The organism is Pseudomonas sp. B21-031 (assembly GCF_024748985.1).
Classification (GTDB): Bacteria; Pseudomonadota; Gammaproteobacteria; order Pseudomonadales; family Pseudomonadaceae; genus Aquipseudomonas; species Aquipseudomonas kermanshahensis.
The window spans coordinates 5,142,501-5,156,755 of the sequence record NZ_CP087181.1; the positions used below are offsets into that span (position 1 = coordinate 5,142,501).

13 protein-coding genes (1 of these 13 only partly in view) are annotated in these 14,255 nt (G+C 62.0%); 2 read left to right on the forward strand and 11 right to left on the reverse strand.

The genetic code is table 11. The features are described 5' to 3' along the window. From msrP to mrcB, 8 genes are all read right to left on the reverse strand, one after another. A protein-coding gene (gene msrP / locus LOY53_RS22995; RefSeq protein WP_099455327.1) for a protein-methionine-sulfoxide reductase catalytic subunit MsrP crosses the window boundary here: on the reverse strand, positions 1 to 942 show its 5' portion. Its footprint begins 72 nt before the window's first position; 942 of the gene's 1,014 nt are visible here — the first part of the coding sequence; its start codon is at positions 940 to 942; the stop codon falls past the left edge of the window. Positions 943 to 1,021: 79 nt separating this feature from the next. Beyond that, positions 1,022 to 1,873 (reverse strand): CDP-diacylglycerol--serine O-phosphatidyltransferase, encoded by an 852-nt coding sequence (gene pssA / locus LOY53_RS23000; RefSeq protein ID WP_027594991.1) that lies wholly within the window; start codon positions 1,871 to 1,873, stop codon positions 1,022 to 1,024. A gap of 149 nt (positions 1,874 to 2,022) precedes the next feature. Next, complete coding sequence (ilvC, locus tag LOY53_RS23005) at positions 2,023 to 3,039, reverse strand: ketol-acid reductoisomerase (protein ID WP_027594992.1); 1,017 nt, start codon at positions 3,037 to 3,039, stop codon at positions 2,023 to 2,025. A gap of 55 nt (positions 3,040 to 3,094) precedes the next feature. Next, a complete protein-coding gene (gene ilvN, locus LOY53_RS23010; RefSeq protein WP_003250040.1) occupies positions 3,095 to 3,586 on the reverse strand; it encodes an acetolactate synthase small subunit in 492 nt (163 codons plus the stop codon). 1 nt (position 3,587) lies between these two features. After that, positions 3,588 to 5,312, reverse strand: coding sequence for an acetolactate synthase 3 large subunit (locus tag LOY53_RS23015; protein ID WP_027594993.1), 1,725 nt, complete (start codon positions 5,310 to 5,312; stop codon positions 3,588 to 3,590). A 408-nt stretch (positions 5,313 to 5,720) separates the two neighbouring features. Continuing rightward, the gene (locus tag LOY53_RS23020) at positions 5,721 to 6,053 is read right to left on the reverse strand and encodes a YqcC family protein (protein ID WP_252825879.1); all 333 of its coding nucleotides are present in this window, start codon (positions 6,051 to 6,053) and stop codon (positions 5,721 to 5,723) included. Beyond that, positions 6,053 to 6,841 (reverse strand): tetratricopeptide repeat protein, encoded by a 789-nt coding sequence (locus LOY53_RS23025; protein WP_099455329.1) that lies wholly within the window; start codon positions 6,839 to 6,841, stop codon positions 6,053 to 6,055. Before LOY53_RS23025 ends, LOY53_RS23020 begins: the two co-directional genes overlap by 1 nt. Positions 6,842 to 6,856: 15 nt before the next feature. Beyond that, positions 6,857 to 9,178: a penicillin-binding protein 1B gene (mrcB, locus tag LOY53_RS23030; RefSeq protein ID WP_027594996.1), complete on the reverse strand. Its 2,322-nt coding sequence runs from the start codon at positions 9,176 to 9,178 to the stop codon at positions 6,857 to 6,859. A gap of 116 nt (positions 9,179 to 9,294) precedes the next feature. On the opposite strand from mrcB, the gene LOY53_RS23035 reads away from it, so the two are divergent. Together LOY53_RS23035 and LOY53_RS23040 are read left to right on the forward strand one after the other, a co-directional pair. Continuing rightward, positions 9,295 to 10,857 carry a bifunctional aminoglycoside phosphotransferase/ATP-binding protein gene (locus LOY53_RS23035; protein WP_258703326.1) on the forward strand — a complete coding sequence of 521 codons (1,563 nt, stop codon included), beginning with the start codon at positions 9,295 to 9,297 and terminating at the stop codon, positions 10,855 to 10,857. A gap of 241 nt (positions 10,858 to 11,098) precedes the next feature. Continuing rightward, the gene (locus LOY53_RS23040) at positions 11,099 to 11,377 is read left to right on the forward strand and encodes a TfoX/Sxy family protein (protein ID WP_099455331.1); all 279 of its coding nucleotides are present in this window, start codon (positions 11,099 to 11,101) and stop codon (positions 11,375 to 11,377) included. 199 nt (positions 11,378 to 11,576) lie between these two features. Here the strand turns inward: LOY53_RS23040 and LOY53_RS23045 are convergent, their stop codons facing one another. The 3 genes from LOY53_RS23045 to LOY53_RS23055 are packed head-to-tail and all read right to left on the reverse strand — an operon-like array spanning position 11,577 to position 14,227. Beyond that, on the reverse strand, positions 11,577 to 12,464 hold the full coding sequence (locus tag LOY53_RS23045) for a ChaN family lipoprotein (RefSeq protein ID WP_258703327.1): 888 nt from the start codon (positions 12,462 to 12,464) through the stop codon (positions 11,577 to 11,579). Positions 12,465 to 12,476: 12 nt separating this feature from the next. Further along, positions 12,477 to 13,244 (reverse strand): heme ABC transporter ATP-binding protein, encoded by a 768-nt coding sequence (locus tag LOY53_RS23050; RefSeq protein WP_252825883.1) that lies wholly within the window; start codon positions 13,242 to 13,244, stop codon positions 12,477 to 12,479. Then, positions 13,244 to 14,227, reverse strand: coding sequence for an iron ABC transporter permease (locus LOY53_RS23055; protein WP_252827361.1), 984 nt, complete (start codon positions 14,225 to 14,227; stop codon positions 13,244 to 13,246). The genes LOY53_RS23050 and LOY53_RS23055 overlap by 1 nt, the downstream gene beginning before the upstream one ends. Positions 14,228 to 14,255 lie beyond the last annotated feature (28 nt).

Consider the following 14,255-nt stretch of genomic DNA (forward strand, 5'->3'; position numbering starts at 1 on the left):
CGTTTGCCGTACATTGGGGCTGAACAGGCCACTTGGCAGGCGCCGCTCACGCGCTTGGGTCCACCGCGGGTGATCGACCTCGGGGTTCACGTTGGCATAGAAGCCATACTCATCTGGCGCCAGCCCCTCCCAGGTCGTCTGCGGGCGCTCGGCCACCAGGCTGATCCGCACGATCGACTTGATGCTCTTGAACCCGTACTTCCATGGCACCACCAAGCGCAACGGCGCGCCATTCTGGTTGGCCAGCTCGCGGCCATACATACCCACCGCCAGAATCGCCAACGGGTGCATGGCCTCATCCAGGCGCAGCCCCTCTCTATAGGGCCAGTCGATCAAGGCGAAACCTGAGCGTTGCCCCGGCATATGCTGTGGGTCTTTCAATGTTTCGAAGCGCACGTAGCGCGCGTTGGATGTCGGTTCCACTTGCTTGAGTACTTGCGCCAGCGGGAAGCCAAGCCAGGGGATGACCATCGACCACGCCTCGACACAACGCAGCCGGTAGATGCGCTCTTCGAGTTGATAAGGTTTGACGAAGTCTTCCAGGGCATAGCGCCCGGGCTTGCCGACCTCGCCATCGATCACCACAGACCAAGGCTCGGTCTGCAAGCTGCCGCCATTGGCAGCCGGGTCACCCTTATCGGGCCCGAACTCATAGAAGTTGTTGTAGTGGGTCGCATCCTTGAAGGGGGTAATCGCCTCATCCTTGACCGTTACCGCCTGCCACCGCGTCGCCGCAAGCTTGTCACTGAACCAGGCGGGTGCAGCCCCCGCCTCGACATCGGCGTAGCGGCTGGCCTCGGCGGCATGCCCCAGCCTCGGTAGCGCGCCCAGGGCAAGGCCCGCCAGCGAGCCACCGAGCACGGTGCGACGAGAAAGATAGAGACCTTCGGGCGTGATCTCCGACGCCTTGCACTCGGATGACCTGGGAAGCTTGATGAGCATGGACGGCTCCATAGCACTGGATAACGGATGTACCAGTAAGACTATGGAGCCGGAGGGTTATTCCATCATTAAATCATTGTCACGACTTGCGACGGCGAGACCGCAGCAAGAACTGGATCGGCCCCGAAGCCGCGTAGGCAAGGAAGATCAGCAGCAGGATGCGGGGCGGGTCGCTGAATACCACCGCGAACACCAGTACCACCGCCAGGATGGCCACGAACGGCACACGCCCTTTGAGGTCGAGTTCCTTGAAGCTGTTGTACTTGATGTTGCTGACCATCAACATGCCTGCCGCCGCTACCAGCAGCGCCACCAGGAACGACAGCTTGGAGCCCTGGATACCGTAGTCACTGAAGGCCCACACGGTGCCCGCAACAACGCCAGCCGCCGCTGGGCTGGCCAGGCCGATGAAGTAACGCTTGTCAGCGGTCCCCACCTGGGTATTGAAGCGTGCCAGGCGCAGGGCAGCGCCCGCCACATAGATGAAGGCGACCATCCAGCCGACCTTGCCCATGTCGCCCAACGCCCAACCGAAGGCCAGCAACGCCGGGGCAACACCAAAGGCGACCATGTCCGACAGCGAGTCGTACTCGGCCCCGAAGGCGCTTTGGGTATTGGTCATACGGGCCACACGGCCATCCAGGCCATCGAGCACCATGGCGACGAAGATGGCGATGGCGGCAAAGGCGAAGTACTTGCTCGCTTCGCGCGGGTCGCCAGCACTCAACGCGCTCTGCGCGCTCATCGAGTTGATGATGGAGTAGAAGCCGGCGAACAGGTTGGCAGTGGTGAACAGGTTAGGAAGCAGATAGATGCCGCGATGCCGGACCTTGCGCCCTTCGGCGTCATGGCCCTCTTCAATGTGCTCATCGACAGGTAGCAGGCTTTCGGCGTCGGAGGGCTTGTTCGGCTCTTCGGGACGTTCGCTCATGTAGGGTACCTTGCAACAGGGTGGAATATGTTCGACACGGGCCTGCGAAACAGGTTCTGACGGCAGGCCACTGGTCTGCTTTATACCAGATGCCGGCTGCCTAAACGAAAAAACGCGGCCGAAGCCGCGTTTTTCATGTTGCAAGAAACTTAGTTCTTGGCTTTGTCGACGATCTTGTTCGCCGAGATCCAAGGCATCATCGAACGCAGTTGCTCGCCGATGATTTCAATGCCGTGGGCAGCGTTGTTACGACGCTTGGCGGTCATCGATGGGTAGTTGGTAGCACCTTCGGAGATGAACATCTTCGCGTACTCGCCGTCTTGGATGCGCTTCAGAGCGTTGCGCATGGCCTTGCGGGATTCTTCGTTGATGACTTCTGGGCCGGTGACGTACTCACCGTACTCGGCGTTGTTGGAGATCGAGTAGTTCATGTTGGCGATACCGCCTTCGTACATGAGGTCAACGATCAACTTCAGCTCGTGCAGGCACTCGAAGTAGGCCATTTCTGGCGCGTAGCCGGCTTCAACCAGGGTTTCGAAACCGGCTTTGACCAGCTCGACGGTACCGCCGCACAGAACAGCCTGCTCGCCGAACAGGTCGGTTTCAGTCTCGTCCTTGAAGGTGGTTTCGATGATGCCGGTACGGCCGCCACCCACGCCTGCGGCGTAGGACAGTGCAACGTTCTTGGCGTTGCCCGAAGCGTCCTGGTAGATAGCGATCAGGTCAGGGATGCCGCCGCCTTTGACGAACTCGGAGCGAACGGTGTGGCCCGGGGCTTTCGGCGCGATCATGATCACGTCGAGGTCGGCACGTGGCACGACTTGGTTGTAGTGGATCGAGAAGCCGTGGGAGAAGGCCAGGGTTGCGCCTTTCTTGATGTTCGGCTCGATCTCGTTCTTGTACAGAGCGCCTTGGAACTCGTCCGGGGTCAGGATCATGACCAGGTCGGCAGCAGCGACAGCGGTAGCCACGTCGGCCACTTTCAGGCCGTGGGCTTCTGCCTTGGCAACGGTGGCCGAGCCTTTACGCAGACCGACGGTAACGTCTACACCGGAGTCTTTCAGGTTGCACGCCTGGGCGTGGCCTTGGGAACCGTAACCGATGATGGCGACTTTCTTACCCTGGATGATGGAAAGGTCGCAGTCTTTATCGTAGAAAACTTTCATGAAAATACCCCTGGTTATATCTCGGCCCCTGCGGAGCCATCGCTAATTTTTGAATTTAGATGCTGAGCACTTTGTCGCCACGGGCAATGCCGGTGACGCCACTGCGCACGGTTTCGAGAATCGATGCGGTGCCGATGGCCTGGATGAAGCTGTCCAGTTTGTCGCTGGTGCCGCTCAGTTGCACGGTGTACACACTGGCGGTCACATCGACGATCTGGCCACGGAAAATGTCCGTGGTGCGCTTGATCTCGGCGCGCTGGGCTCCGGTGGCCTTGACCTTGACCAACATCAGTTCGCGCTCGATGTGAGCACTTTCCGACAGGTCGACAAGCTTTACCACTTCGACAAGCTTGTTCAGGTTCTTGGTGATCTGTTCGATCACTTCGTCATGGCCAACGGTGGTCAGCGTCAGACGCGACAAGGTCGGGTCCTCGGTCGGCGCCACGGTCAGGCTTTCAATGTTGTAGTTACGCTGGGAGAACAGGCCAACGACGCGAGACAAGGCACCGGGTTCGTTTTCCAGCAGCAAGGAAATGATGTGCCGCATATCAGGTACGCTCCGTCTTGCTCAGCCACATGTCACGCATCGAGCCATCCTTGATCTGCATCGGATAGACGTGCTCGGTACGGTCAACCGCGATGTCGATGAACACCAGGCGGTCTTTCATCGCGAATGCCTCTTCCAGCTTCGGCTTGAGGTCTTTCAGGCTGGTGATGCGGATACCCACATGACCATAGGCCTCGGCCAGCTTGATGAAGTCAGGCAGCGACTCGACATAGGAGTGCGAGTGACGGCCGTTGTACGCCATGTCCTGCCACTGGCGGACCATGCCCAGCACGCCGTTGTTCAGGTTGACGATTTTCACCGGCAAGCCGTACTGCATGCAGGTGGACAGTTCCTGGATGTTCATCTGGATACTGCCTTCGCCGGTCACGCACGCCACGTCCTGGTCCGGGAAGTTGAGCTTGACGCCCATCGCCGCCGGGAAACCGAAGCCCATGGTGCCCAGGCCACCGGAGTTGATCCAGCGGTTCGGCTTGTTGAAGCGGTAGTACTGCGCCGCGAACATCTGGTGCTGGCCCACGTCGGAGGTAACAAAGGCATCGCCTTTGGTCACTTCGCACAGGGTTTCGATCACGGTCTGCGGCTTGATGACGCTGCCATCACCCTTGTTGTAAGGGAACAGGTCGCCGTCGCCACGCCATTCATCGATCTGCTTCCACCAGGCTTCTGCGGCGGCCTTGTCAGGCTGCTCGCCGATTTCCTTGAGGATGCCGAGCATCTCGGTCAAGACGCTGTCGACTGGGCCAACGATAGGCACGTCGGCCTTGATCATCTTGGAAATAGACGCCGGGTCGATGTCGATGTGGATGATCTTGGCATTCGGGCAGAACTTGGCCGGGCCGTTGACCACACGGTCATCGAAGCGCGCACCGACGGCAAAGATGACGTCTGCGTTGTGCATGGCCATGTTGGCCGTGAAGCTGCCGTGCATGCCGAGCATGCCGAGGAACTGACGGTCAGTACCCGGGAAGCCACCCAGACCCATGAGCGTATTGGTAACCGGCAGGTTCAGCGATTTGGCGATTTCGGTCAGGGCTTCGGAGCCGCCACCCAAAATAACGCCGCCGCCGGCGTAAACGATCGGGCGTTTGGCAGCCAGCAGCATCTCGGCGGCCTTGCGGATCTGGCCGGAGTGGCCACGGACCGCCGGGCTGTAGGAGCGCAGCTTGACCTTCTTCGGGTAGACGTATTCGAACTTCTCGGCCGGGTTGGTCATATCTTTTGGAATGTCGACCACGACCGGGCCAGGACGGCCGGATTGCGCCAGGTAGAAGGCTTTTTTCAGAACTTCTGGGATCTCGGTGGCGTTTTTGATCATGAAGCTGTGCTTCACGATCGGCCGCGAGATGCCAATCATGTCGGTTTCCTGGAAGGCATCCGTACCCACCATGGTGCTAGGCACCTGGCCGGACAGAATGACCATCGGAATCGAATCCATGTAGGCGGTGGCAATGCCGGTAATGGCATTGGTCGCACCCGGGCCGGAGGTTACCAGCACCACACCGGCCTTGCCGGTGGCACGGGCGTAGCCGTCCGCCATATGGGTCGCAGCCTGTTCGTGACGAACCAGGATGTGTTCGACTTCCGGTTCCTTGAACAGGGCATCGTAAACATGAAGAAGAGCACCGCCAGGGTACCCGTAGATGTGCTTAACGCCTTCGTCACGCAAGAAGCGGACGACCATCTCAGCGCCAGATAAAAGCTCCACGTTGTTCACCTCTAAAACGCCAGAATACCGTCCCTAGTGGACGGGTCTTAATAGGTTTACTGCCAAGCAGAGCATGAGCGAACGTCAGCACTGACTGAGCAAGTATTGGGAGCGCCCCAGAGTGTTGCGGGGTTTTCCCACCCAGCGCGAGGTAACGCGTTGCGGGGTGTAACAGGTCGGCGCGGGTGTGCGCCTCATGATCTGCTTAGCGGGTCTGCTTCTGGCAGTCCCTCTACAGCGGAAGTTGGATTCTTGTGATTTGGCGGCTACAAGTCAAGAAAAATTATTGCCAATTTTTCCTCAAGATGAATTCCTGCCACCACTAAAAAGGATACCAGCAGCAGAATTAAGAAGATTTCCATAAAAAAGGGCCACAATCTGCGGCCCTTGAAGGAAAAAGAGAAGAAATCAGGCTCCAGAAGCGATCAATTGATCGAACTCTGCTAGCAGGCGCCGTAGCTCGCGACTCTGCTCCGGGCGATCGGTGAATACCGTTTCAGCCATCACCAGGATGCCCGAGGCATTGGGCAGCGGGTGGCCGAGCTCGATGATGATCTTCATGCGGGGCAGGAAGATCCATTGCAGCCACTGCTCCAGGGTCATCGTATCGACCGCAAAGGGCACAGTGCTTTCCAGCGCTTCATCGCTGGGCGGCTCATCGTCCCACCAGCCTTGCACCTTCAACTCACGCTCGATCAGCAGCAGGTGGTCGGCGATGTCCAGAATGCGTTGCTCGATCATCAGGAATTCACTCGGGCCTTCTGCCGCGCCAGCGCCGCACCGGCACTGTCACCTTGTTTTTCACGGCACTGGGCAATGGTGTTCCACAGTTCGGCCTGCAGGTCGGGGCGGCCATTGGCGTAGGTCAGGGCGCGGCGGGCCAACTGCTCGGCCTGCGCTGCATCGCCCTGCGACAAACGCACCTGGGCCAGGCGGAACAGCACCTGCGGCTCGCGCGGGGCGATACGCTGGGCACGCTCCAGGCTTGACGAGGCACCGTTGAAATCACCACTGACCTGCTGTTGCTGGGCAGTCGTCAACAGCGCCAGTACAGGCCCATCAAGCTGCTCGTCGGCCGACAGGCCGCCAGATGCGGCACCGCTGCGCGGGATGCCGGTCGGCGCGCTGCTGGCTTTCGGCGTGCTGTTCATCGAGGCGATATCGAACGGCTCGTCGGCGATCGGGTTAGGGTTGGTGGTCATCGGCCCGGTCGAAATCGGGCCCGGGGTAATCGGTGCGGTGCTGATCGGCGCCGCGCCATTACCGGCCGGGAACGTCTGGATGCTCGAGGCACCGGCGCCCTGCGGGATCATCACCGTCACGCCCGAGTCCTCAGGCAGCGACTGCGCTTGTGAGGTGCCGCTGTTCATGCCAGCCGCCGAGCGGTTGGCCGTTACGCGTTCACTGTTGGACACGCGGGTGCTCGAGTCGACCACCGGGATATTGCCACGCTGGACGCTGGAGCAACCCTGGAGCACAACCAACGCCGTCAAGGCAGGAAACAGCCACTTATTCACTTCACACCTCATCAATGCAGCTCGTGCTTAATTCATCCAGCCTTTGACCCAGTCCATGACCGATTCTGCCGGATTCTGCTCACCGCCACAGGCTGCGCCGGCGGGCGGTTCGCTTCCGCGAATATACGGCATCTGCACGGCTCCCGGACAGCTACCGTCAGAGCCTTGGCCGCTGTACGGGTCGATCCAGGCTTGCACGACGTTGTCCGGTTGCGGCATGTCCAGCGGCAGCGGGTCGGCCTTCTTCATGAAGCTGGTCCAGACCTGCAGGGCGCCGGTGGCACCGGTGAACGGTGTTTTGCCGTTATCGTCGCGGCCCATCCACACCACAGCCAGCAGGTCCTGGCTGAAGCCGGAGAACCAGCTGTCGCGCGAGTCGTTACTGGTGCCGGTCTTGCCGGCCAGGGTCAGCGAACGCGGCAGCACGTTGTACACCGAACGACCGGTACCTTCACGCATCACCCGCTGCATGGCGTTCTGCACCAGGTAGATGGAACCTGGGTCGAAGGTCTGCTGGATCTGGAACGGGTAGCGTTTTAGCGGCTCACCCTCGGCGGTCAACACGCTGCGGATACCGCGCATCGGCGTGTTGAAGCCACCATTGGCAATGGTCTGGTACATGGTCGCGACCTGCATCGGCGACATGCCACCTGCCCCCAGCAGCATCGCCGGGAAGGCTGGCCAGTCGACATTCACCCCCAGCCGACCGATGGTCTTGATCACGTTGGGCACGCCCACTTCCAGGCCGAGCTTGGCGGTCGACAGGTTGTAGGAATTGGCCAGGCCCTGATACAGATAAATGGTGCCATGCGGACGACGGTCGTAGTTCTGCGGACGCCAGATCTGGCCGTTGGCGCCTTTGACCGAGAATGGCTCGTCCTGCACCCAACTGGTCAGGGTGTACTTGCTCGGCTGCTCCAGCGCGGTCAGGTACACCGCCGGCTTGACCAGCGAGCCAATCGGCCGCACCGCGTCGATGGCGCGGTTGAAGCCGGCAAAGCCCGACTGGCGGCTGCCGATCAGCGCCTGCACTTCGCCGGTTTCCGGGTTGGTCACGACCATCGCCGACTCGACCTCGTCAGCGCCCTTGCGCCCGGCCAGGCGCTTGAACGTCTCGTTCATGGAGGTTTCGGCCTTCATCTGCAGGATCGGGTCGAAACTGGTGAAGATACGCAGGCCTTCTTCGGTCAAGTCTTCGTCACGGTAGTCTTGGCGCAACTGGCGTTTGACCAGGTCGAGGAAGGCGGGGAACGAGCTGTCCGCCAGGCTGCCGCGCTTGGTCACACCCAATGGCATCTTCTTTGCCGCCTCGATCACGTCCTTGCTCGCCACGCCCTGCTCGGCCAGCAGGTCGAGTACCAGGTTACGGCGGGCCAGGGCGCGGTCAGGATAACGCCGCGGGTTGTAGTAGGACGGCCCCTTGACCATGCCCACCAGCAAGGCGATCTGGTGCAGCTTGAGCTCCGACAGCGGCTGGCTGAAGAAGAACTGGCTGGCCAGGCCGAAGCCATGCACCGCGCGTTGGCCGTCCTGGCCGACGAACACCTCGTTGAGGTAGGCCTCGAGGATTTCACGCTTGTCGTAATGCAGCTCCAGCAGCACGGCCATCATGGCCTCGGTCAGCTTGCGGCTGAGGCTGCGCTCGCTGGTGAGGTAGAAGTTCTTCACCAACTGCTGGGTCAGGGTACTGCCGCCTTGGCGCATGGAGCCGGCCGAGGTGTTGACCCATACGGCACGGGCGATGGACTTGGGCGACACGCCAAAGTGGCTATAGAAGTCGCGGTCTTCGGTCGCGACCAGGGTTTCGAGCAGGTACGGTGGCACCTGATCGATTTTGATCAGGATCCGGTCCTCGAGGTTTTTCGGGTAGATACCGCCGATCATCAGCGGCTCCAGGCGCACCACGTCGAGCTTGCCGCCGTTGGCACCGGCCAGCCCAGCCACGTAATCGCCAGAGAAGCGCACGCGGACGAACTGCGCGGGCTCCATCCCCTCGTAGAACTGGAAGCCACGGGTGTTGAGGTCGACGGTATTACCGTTGACCGCGGCCGCACCCGGGCCGTTGGCCGCGCTTTCACGGCGATAGCCCAGAGCATCGAGTTCGGTGAGGAAGTCGTTCTTGCTCAGCTTCTGGCCGACGAACAGCTCCAGTGGCCGAGCGTATACCTTGGCCGGGATGGTCCAACGCTTGCCAGAGAACTTCTCTTGGACGACAGCATCGAGGTAAACCGCGAAGCCGGCGAGGATCACCAGGCCGACGAGGCTGAGCTTCAAAGCCCAGCCCAGCCAGGCGCGAGAGCGGCCGGTCGGGCGTTTCTGAGGGGTACGAGCGTTTCGAGTTCGAGTCATGGCGGCGGATTATACGCACTTTGTAAAGGCTGGGCAGGCGCCCTCGGCGGTATGCAGGGACGGCACCATTGACCATAATGGCGCATTCGAATTCCCTGCCCCCGGAAGGATTTCCCGTGAGCCAAGCTCTTATCACTGCGTTGCAGAACCCAGCCCTCTACCCTCACCCCGTGGATGGGTTCCAACTCATCGAGACGCATATCTCCTGGGTCCTGCTCACTGGCGAGTACGCCTACAAGGTCAAGAAACCGATGAACTTCGGCTTCCTCGACTTCACCCAGTTGGATCAACGCGAGCATTTCTGTAACGAAGAATTGCGCCTGAACCAGCGCCTGACCGACGGCCTGTACCTCGACGTGTTGCCGATCACCGGGAGCGCCGAAGCGCCGCAGATCGGCGGTGAGGGTGTAGCAATCGAATACGCCCTGAAAATGCGCCAGTTCCCTCAGGGGCAGATGCTCAGCACCCTGCAAGCCAACGGCGAGCTCAACGCCGAGCACATCGACCAGATGGCCCGGCAGATCGCCGAATTCCATCTGCAGACCCCCAAGGTCCCGGCAGCGCAACCTTACGGCTCGCCTGAAAGCGTGATGTCCCCGGTCGAGCAGAACTTCGAGCAGATCCGTCCGTTCCTCAGCGACAAGGCCGACCTGCTGCAACTGGACAACCTCCAGGCATGGGCACGCAGCAGTTTCGAGCGCCTCAAAGGCCTGTTCGAAGCGCGCAAGGCCAACGGTTTCACCCGCGAATGCCACGGTGACATTCACCTGGGCAACGCCACCCTGATCGACGGCAAGGTGGTGATCTTCGACTGCATCGAGTTCAACGAGCCGTTCCGCATGACCGATGTCTGGGCCGATACCGGCTTCCTGGCCATGGACCTGGAAGACCGCGGCCTGAAGTGCCTGGCGCACCGCTTCGTCAGCCAGTACCTGGAACTGACTGGCGACTACGAGGGCCTGGAAGTGCTCAACTTCTACAAGGCCTACCGCGCCCTGGTGCGCGCCAAGGTCGCCCTGTTCAGCATGCCCGCCAATGCCGATGGCGTGCAGCGCGCCACCACCCTGCGCACCTACCGCAACTATGCCAACCTGGCGGAAAGCTACAGCGCCATCCCTTCGCGCCTGCTGGCCATCACCCACGGCGTCTCGGCGGTGGGCAAGAGCCACGTGGCGATGCGCCTGGTCGAAGCCCTGGGCGCCGTGCGTGTGCGTTCGGACGTAGAGCGCAAGCGCCTGTTCGGCGAGCAGCAGGCAACGCTATCTGGGCAGCAGGATGCCGGCATCTATGACCAAGATGCCAGCGCCGCGACCTATCAGCGCCTGCACGATCTGGCCGGCACCATCCTGCGCGCCGGTTTCCCGGTGGTGCTCGATGCCACCTACCTGAAACATGCTCAACGCCAAGCGGCGGCAGAGGTCGCCAGCGCGACCGGCGTGCCGTTCCTGGTCCTCGACTGCCAAGCCCCGGAGGCGGTGATCGCCAGCTGGCTGGCGCAGCGCCAGGCAGAAAAAACCGACCCGTCGGACGCTACCCTGGAGGTGGTCAAGGCTCAGCAGGCCAGCCGTGAGCCGTTGGATGGCACAGAACTGCAGCACGCCACCCGTGTCGATACGCAGGAAAGCGCCAGCATGAACCAGGTGATCGACCAGATCCGCCAGCGCTTGCCGGGCCTGTAAGGTCAGCATTGCAGCTTATCGCCGGCAAGCCGGCTCCCACAGGAGCTCCACAAGCCTCAAGGGCAGTGGTGTCCCTGTGGGAGCTGGCTTGTCGGCGATAGGGCCGTAAAAGGCGGCTCCCCTCCCCAATCGTCGCACCCGATGGCAAAAGGCCGCGCATTTTCCAACCCCCGCTACACTCCTCTCTGACCTGCTCGCGATTTATCCCCCAAGACCCGTTCAGCCATCGCAAGGAGGCTCGATGAACGATGAATTGCAGCATCTGAAGAATCTTGGCAAGACTTCTGCGCAGTGGTTGCATGCGGCCGGCATCCACAGCGCGTCGGATTTGCGCCGGCTCGGTGCGGTGGGTGCGTATCAAGCTGTGAAAACGCGAGGGTTCCGGGCCTCCAAAGTGCTGTTGTACGCCATTGAAGGCGCCTTGCTCGACATGCACTGGAACGATTTGCCGACCGAACGCAAGGAAGCGCTCAATCAACAGCTGGACGCGAAGAACCCTGTGCAAAAAAATGCGAAATAAACCGACGAAGGGGATTGACTCCGAAATGAGAATCGTTATGATTATCACAACTGGTCGCGAGACTGGTTGGATAAACTGAAAGCCCCTGGTTCGGACTCTCAGATTATCTCCTCATCAGGCTAATCACGGTTATTGACCCGGCTCTTTGCCGGGTCTTTTTTTGCCTGACGGTTTTGCACCGCATGCGGGTGACAACGCGTTACTTGCGCAGTTGAGCGCAATAATCCTGCTCAGGCGTCGCTGCCGTGTACCACACGTAATCGGCCATGCCCGCCTCGGCTTCCTCGCCGACCTCGGCCAACAATACGACCACGCTACGGCCCTGCGCGCCCAGGTCAGCCAAGTGCAACGGTACACCCAGGTCCTTGCGCACGTGGTATGCGCCAGCCAATAGCAGGGCTGGCTGCGGCGCCTTCAGCAACTGCTCTGCCATTTGCCGGTCGCGCTGCTGTTGAACGGCAAGCATGGCCGGCAACTGGCTTTCCGGCAGCAAGCCGCAGTGCCCGGCACGCACCTGTTCAAGCAACGCGGCCTTGACCCTAGGCGCATTGGACTGTGCGCCCGGTAACGAAGCCGGGTGCCGGTAGGCGTGGCGCATTTGCCCAGGTGAAAGGTTGGCGGCCAGCAGCGGGATGCCGTGCTGCAAGGCCTGCGTGACCAACGGGCCGTACAACTGCCAGTCCCAGCCTTCTTCCCACGCTAACGCCTTGGGCAAGTCCGCGGGCAACTGTGGCTGTGTTTCAAGTTTGTCGACCAGCGGCTGCTGCTCAGGCTGCAGCATCTCCATCAACAGGCTGCCCTGAGCGCGCCGGCCCTGCAGGGCCTGCAACAACCACAGCTGCAATGCGTGATGGTCGGGGTTGTCGTGCTTCTCCCCTACCAGCACACGCGGGGCATCGGCCAGCTGCGTGACCAGTTGTTCCGGGCTGATGAGCTGGCCGCTGGCCAGATCCTTGATGTGCCCCAACTGCGCGTGTTCGCGCCCTTCAGTACTCTGCCAGCCAGGTAACGGCGGTAGGCTGGCCTGGCACCCGCCCAGCGCCAGCACCAGGTACAGCGCTAAACCGGACAGCAGTGGATGGCGCATCGGCAATGCCTCCTAGCGGGTGATGATCAGCGGGTGGCCACGCTCCGGGTGAGCCTGTACCAGCACATCGATACCGAACACCGCCTTCAATGCCCCAGGCGTCAGCACTTCGTCGGGGGAGGCCAAGGCATGGCAGCGGCCCCGCTCAAGCAACAGGATACGGTCACAGTAGCGTGCCGCCAGGTTCAGGTCATGCAGGATCACCAGCACCGCAGCGCCTCGATCGGCAAAGCGCCGCACCGCTTGCAGGGTCGTGTGCTGATGCAGTGGGTCGAGCATCGACGTCGGCTCATCAAGCAACAGCGTAGTACCCTGCTCACCTGGCCACAGCTGGGCCAGCACGCGCGCCAGGTGCACCCGCTGCCGCTCACCGCCCGACAGCGCCAGGTAGCTGCGCCCCTGCAGGTGCCAGGCATCCGCGGCACGCAAGGCTGCTTCGACGATCTCGGCGTCGCGCACCTGGCCACTGCCATGCGGCATCCGCCCCATGCCCACCACCTCCTCGACCCTGAACGAGAAGCCCAGGCTGGACACTTGCGGCAACACCGCCAGGCGCCTGGCCCGCTCCTGCCCAGCCCAATCGGCCAACGGCCGGCCCTGCAAGGTCACATGCCCCTGGTCGGGCGCCAGCTCGCCACACAGCACCCCCAGCAAGCTGCTCTTGCCCGCGCCGTTGGGGCCGAGCACGCCCACCACCTGCCCCGGGGTCAATTGCAGGTGGATGTCGTGGAGTACCTCGTTGCTTCCCCGCCGCAGGTGCAGGCCCTCGACTTGCAACATCAGCTGCGCCCTCGAATCAGCAGAAATAGGAAAAACGGCGCACCGATAAACGCAGTGACAATGCCGATCGGCAGTTCGGCTGGCGCCAGCACCAGCCGGGCCGCCAGGTCGGCGAACAGCATCAGTACGCCGCCCGCCAACAGCGAGGCCGGCAACACCACACGGTGATCAGGCCCTGCCAGCAAGCGCACCAGGTGCGGCACCACCAGCCCGATGAAGCCGATCAGCCCCGCCGCCGCCACTGCCGCGCCGACACCCAGCGCGGTACAGAACACCAATTCGCGCTTGAGCCGCTCCACCTCAATACCCAGGTGACGCGCCTCCGACTCCCCCAACAGCAAGGCATTCAGCGCCCGCGCCCGCCGCGGCAACCAAAGCGCGACGCCGGTAGCCACCATCAACAGCGGCCACAGCCGCTCGTAACTGGCACCGTTGAGGCTGCCCAGGTTCCAGAACGTCAGGGTGCGCAAGGTGGCGTCATCGGCCAGGTAGGAGAACAGCCCCACCGCCGCGCCGCCCAGGGCGGTCATGGCCACGCCGGCCAACAGCATCGTGGCGACATTGGTCTGGCCATCGCGCCGCCCCAGGCGATAGACCAGCGCGGTCACCCCAAGCCCGCCAATGAAGGCGCACAGCGACAGCAGATAAGGCGCCAGCACCTCCGGCATTCCGCCAAACCAGCTGCCGCCGACAATGGCCACTGCAGCGCCCATGGCCGCCCCGGCGGCGACGCCTACCAACCCTGGGTCGGCCAACGGGTTGCGGAACAGCCCCTGCATGGCCACGCCGGACAGCGCCAGCACCGCCCCCACCGCCAGCCCCAGCAAGGTGCGCGGCAGGCGAATCTGGCCGAGGATCATTTCTGCCTGCTGCAGGCCATCACCGGCGATCGGCAGCCCCAACAAGCGCAGCCCAGCGCGCAAGGTATCGAACAGTGGCAGGCTGACCGGCCCCAGGGCCAGGGACAGCCACACCGCCAACAGGCACAGCAAGCTCAGGCAGATGATCAAT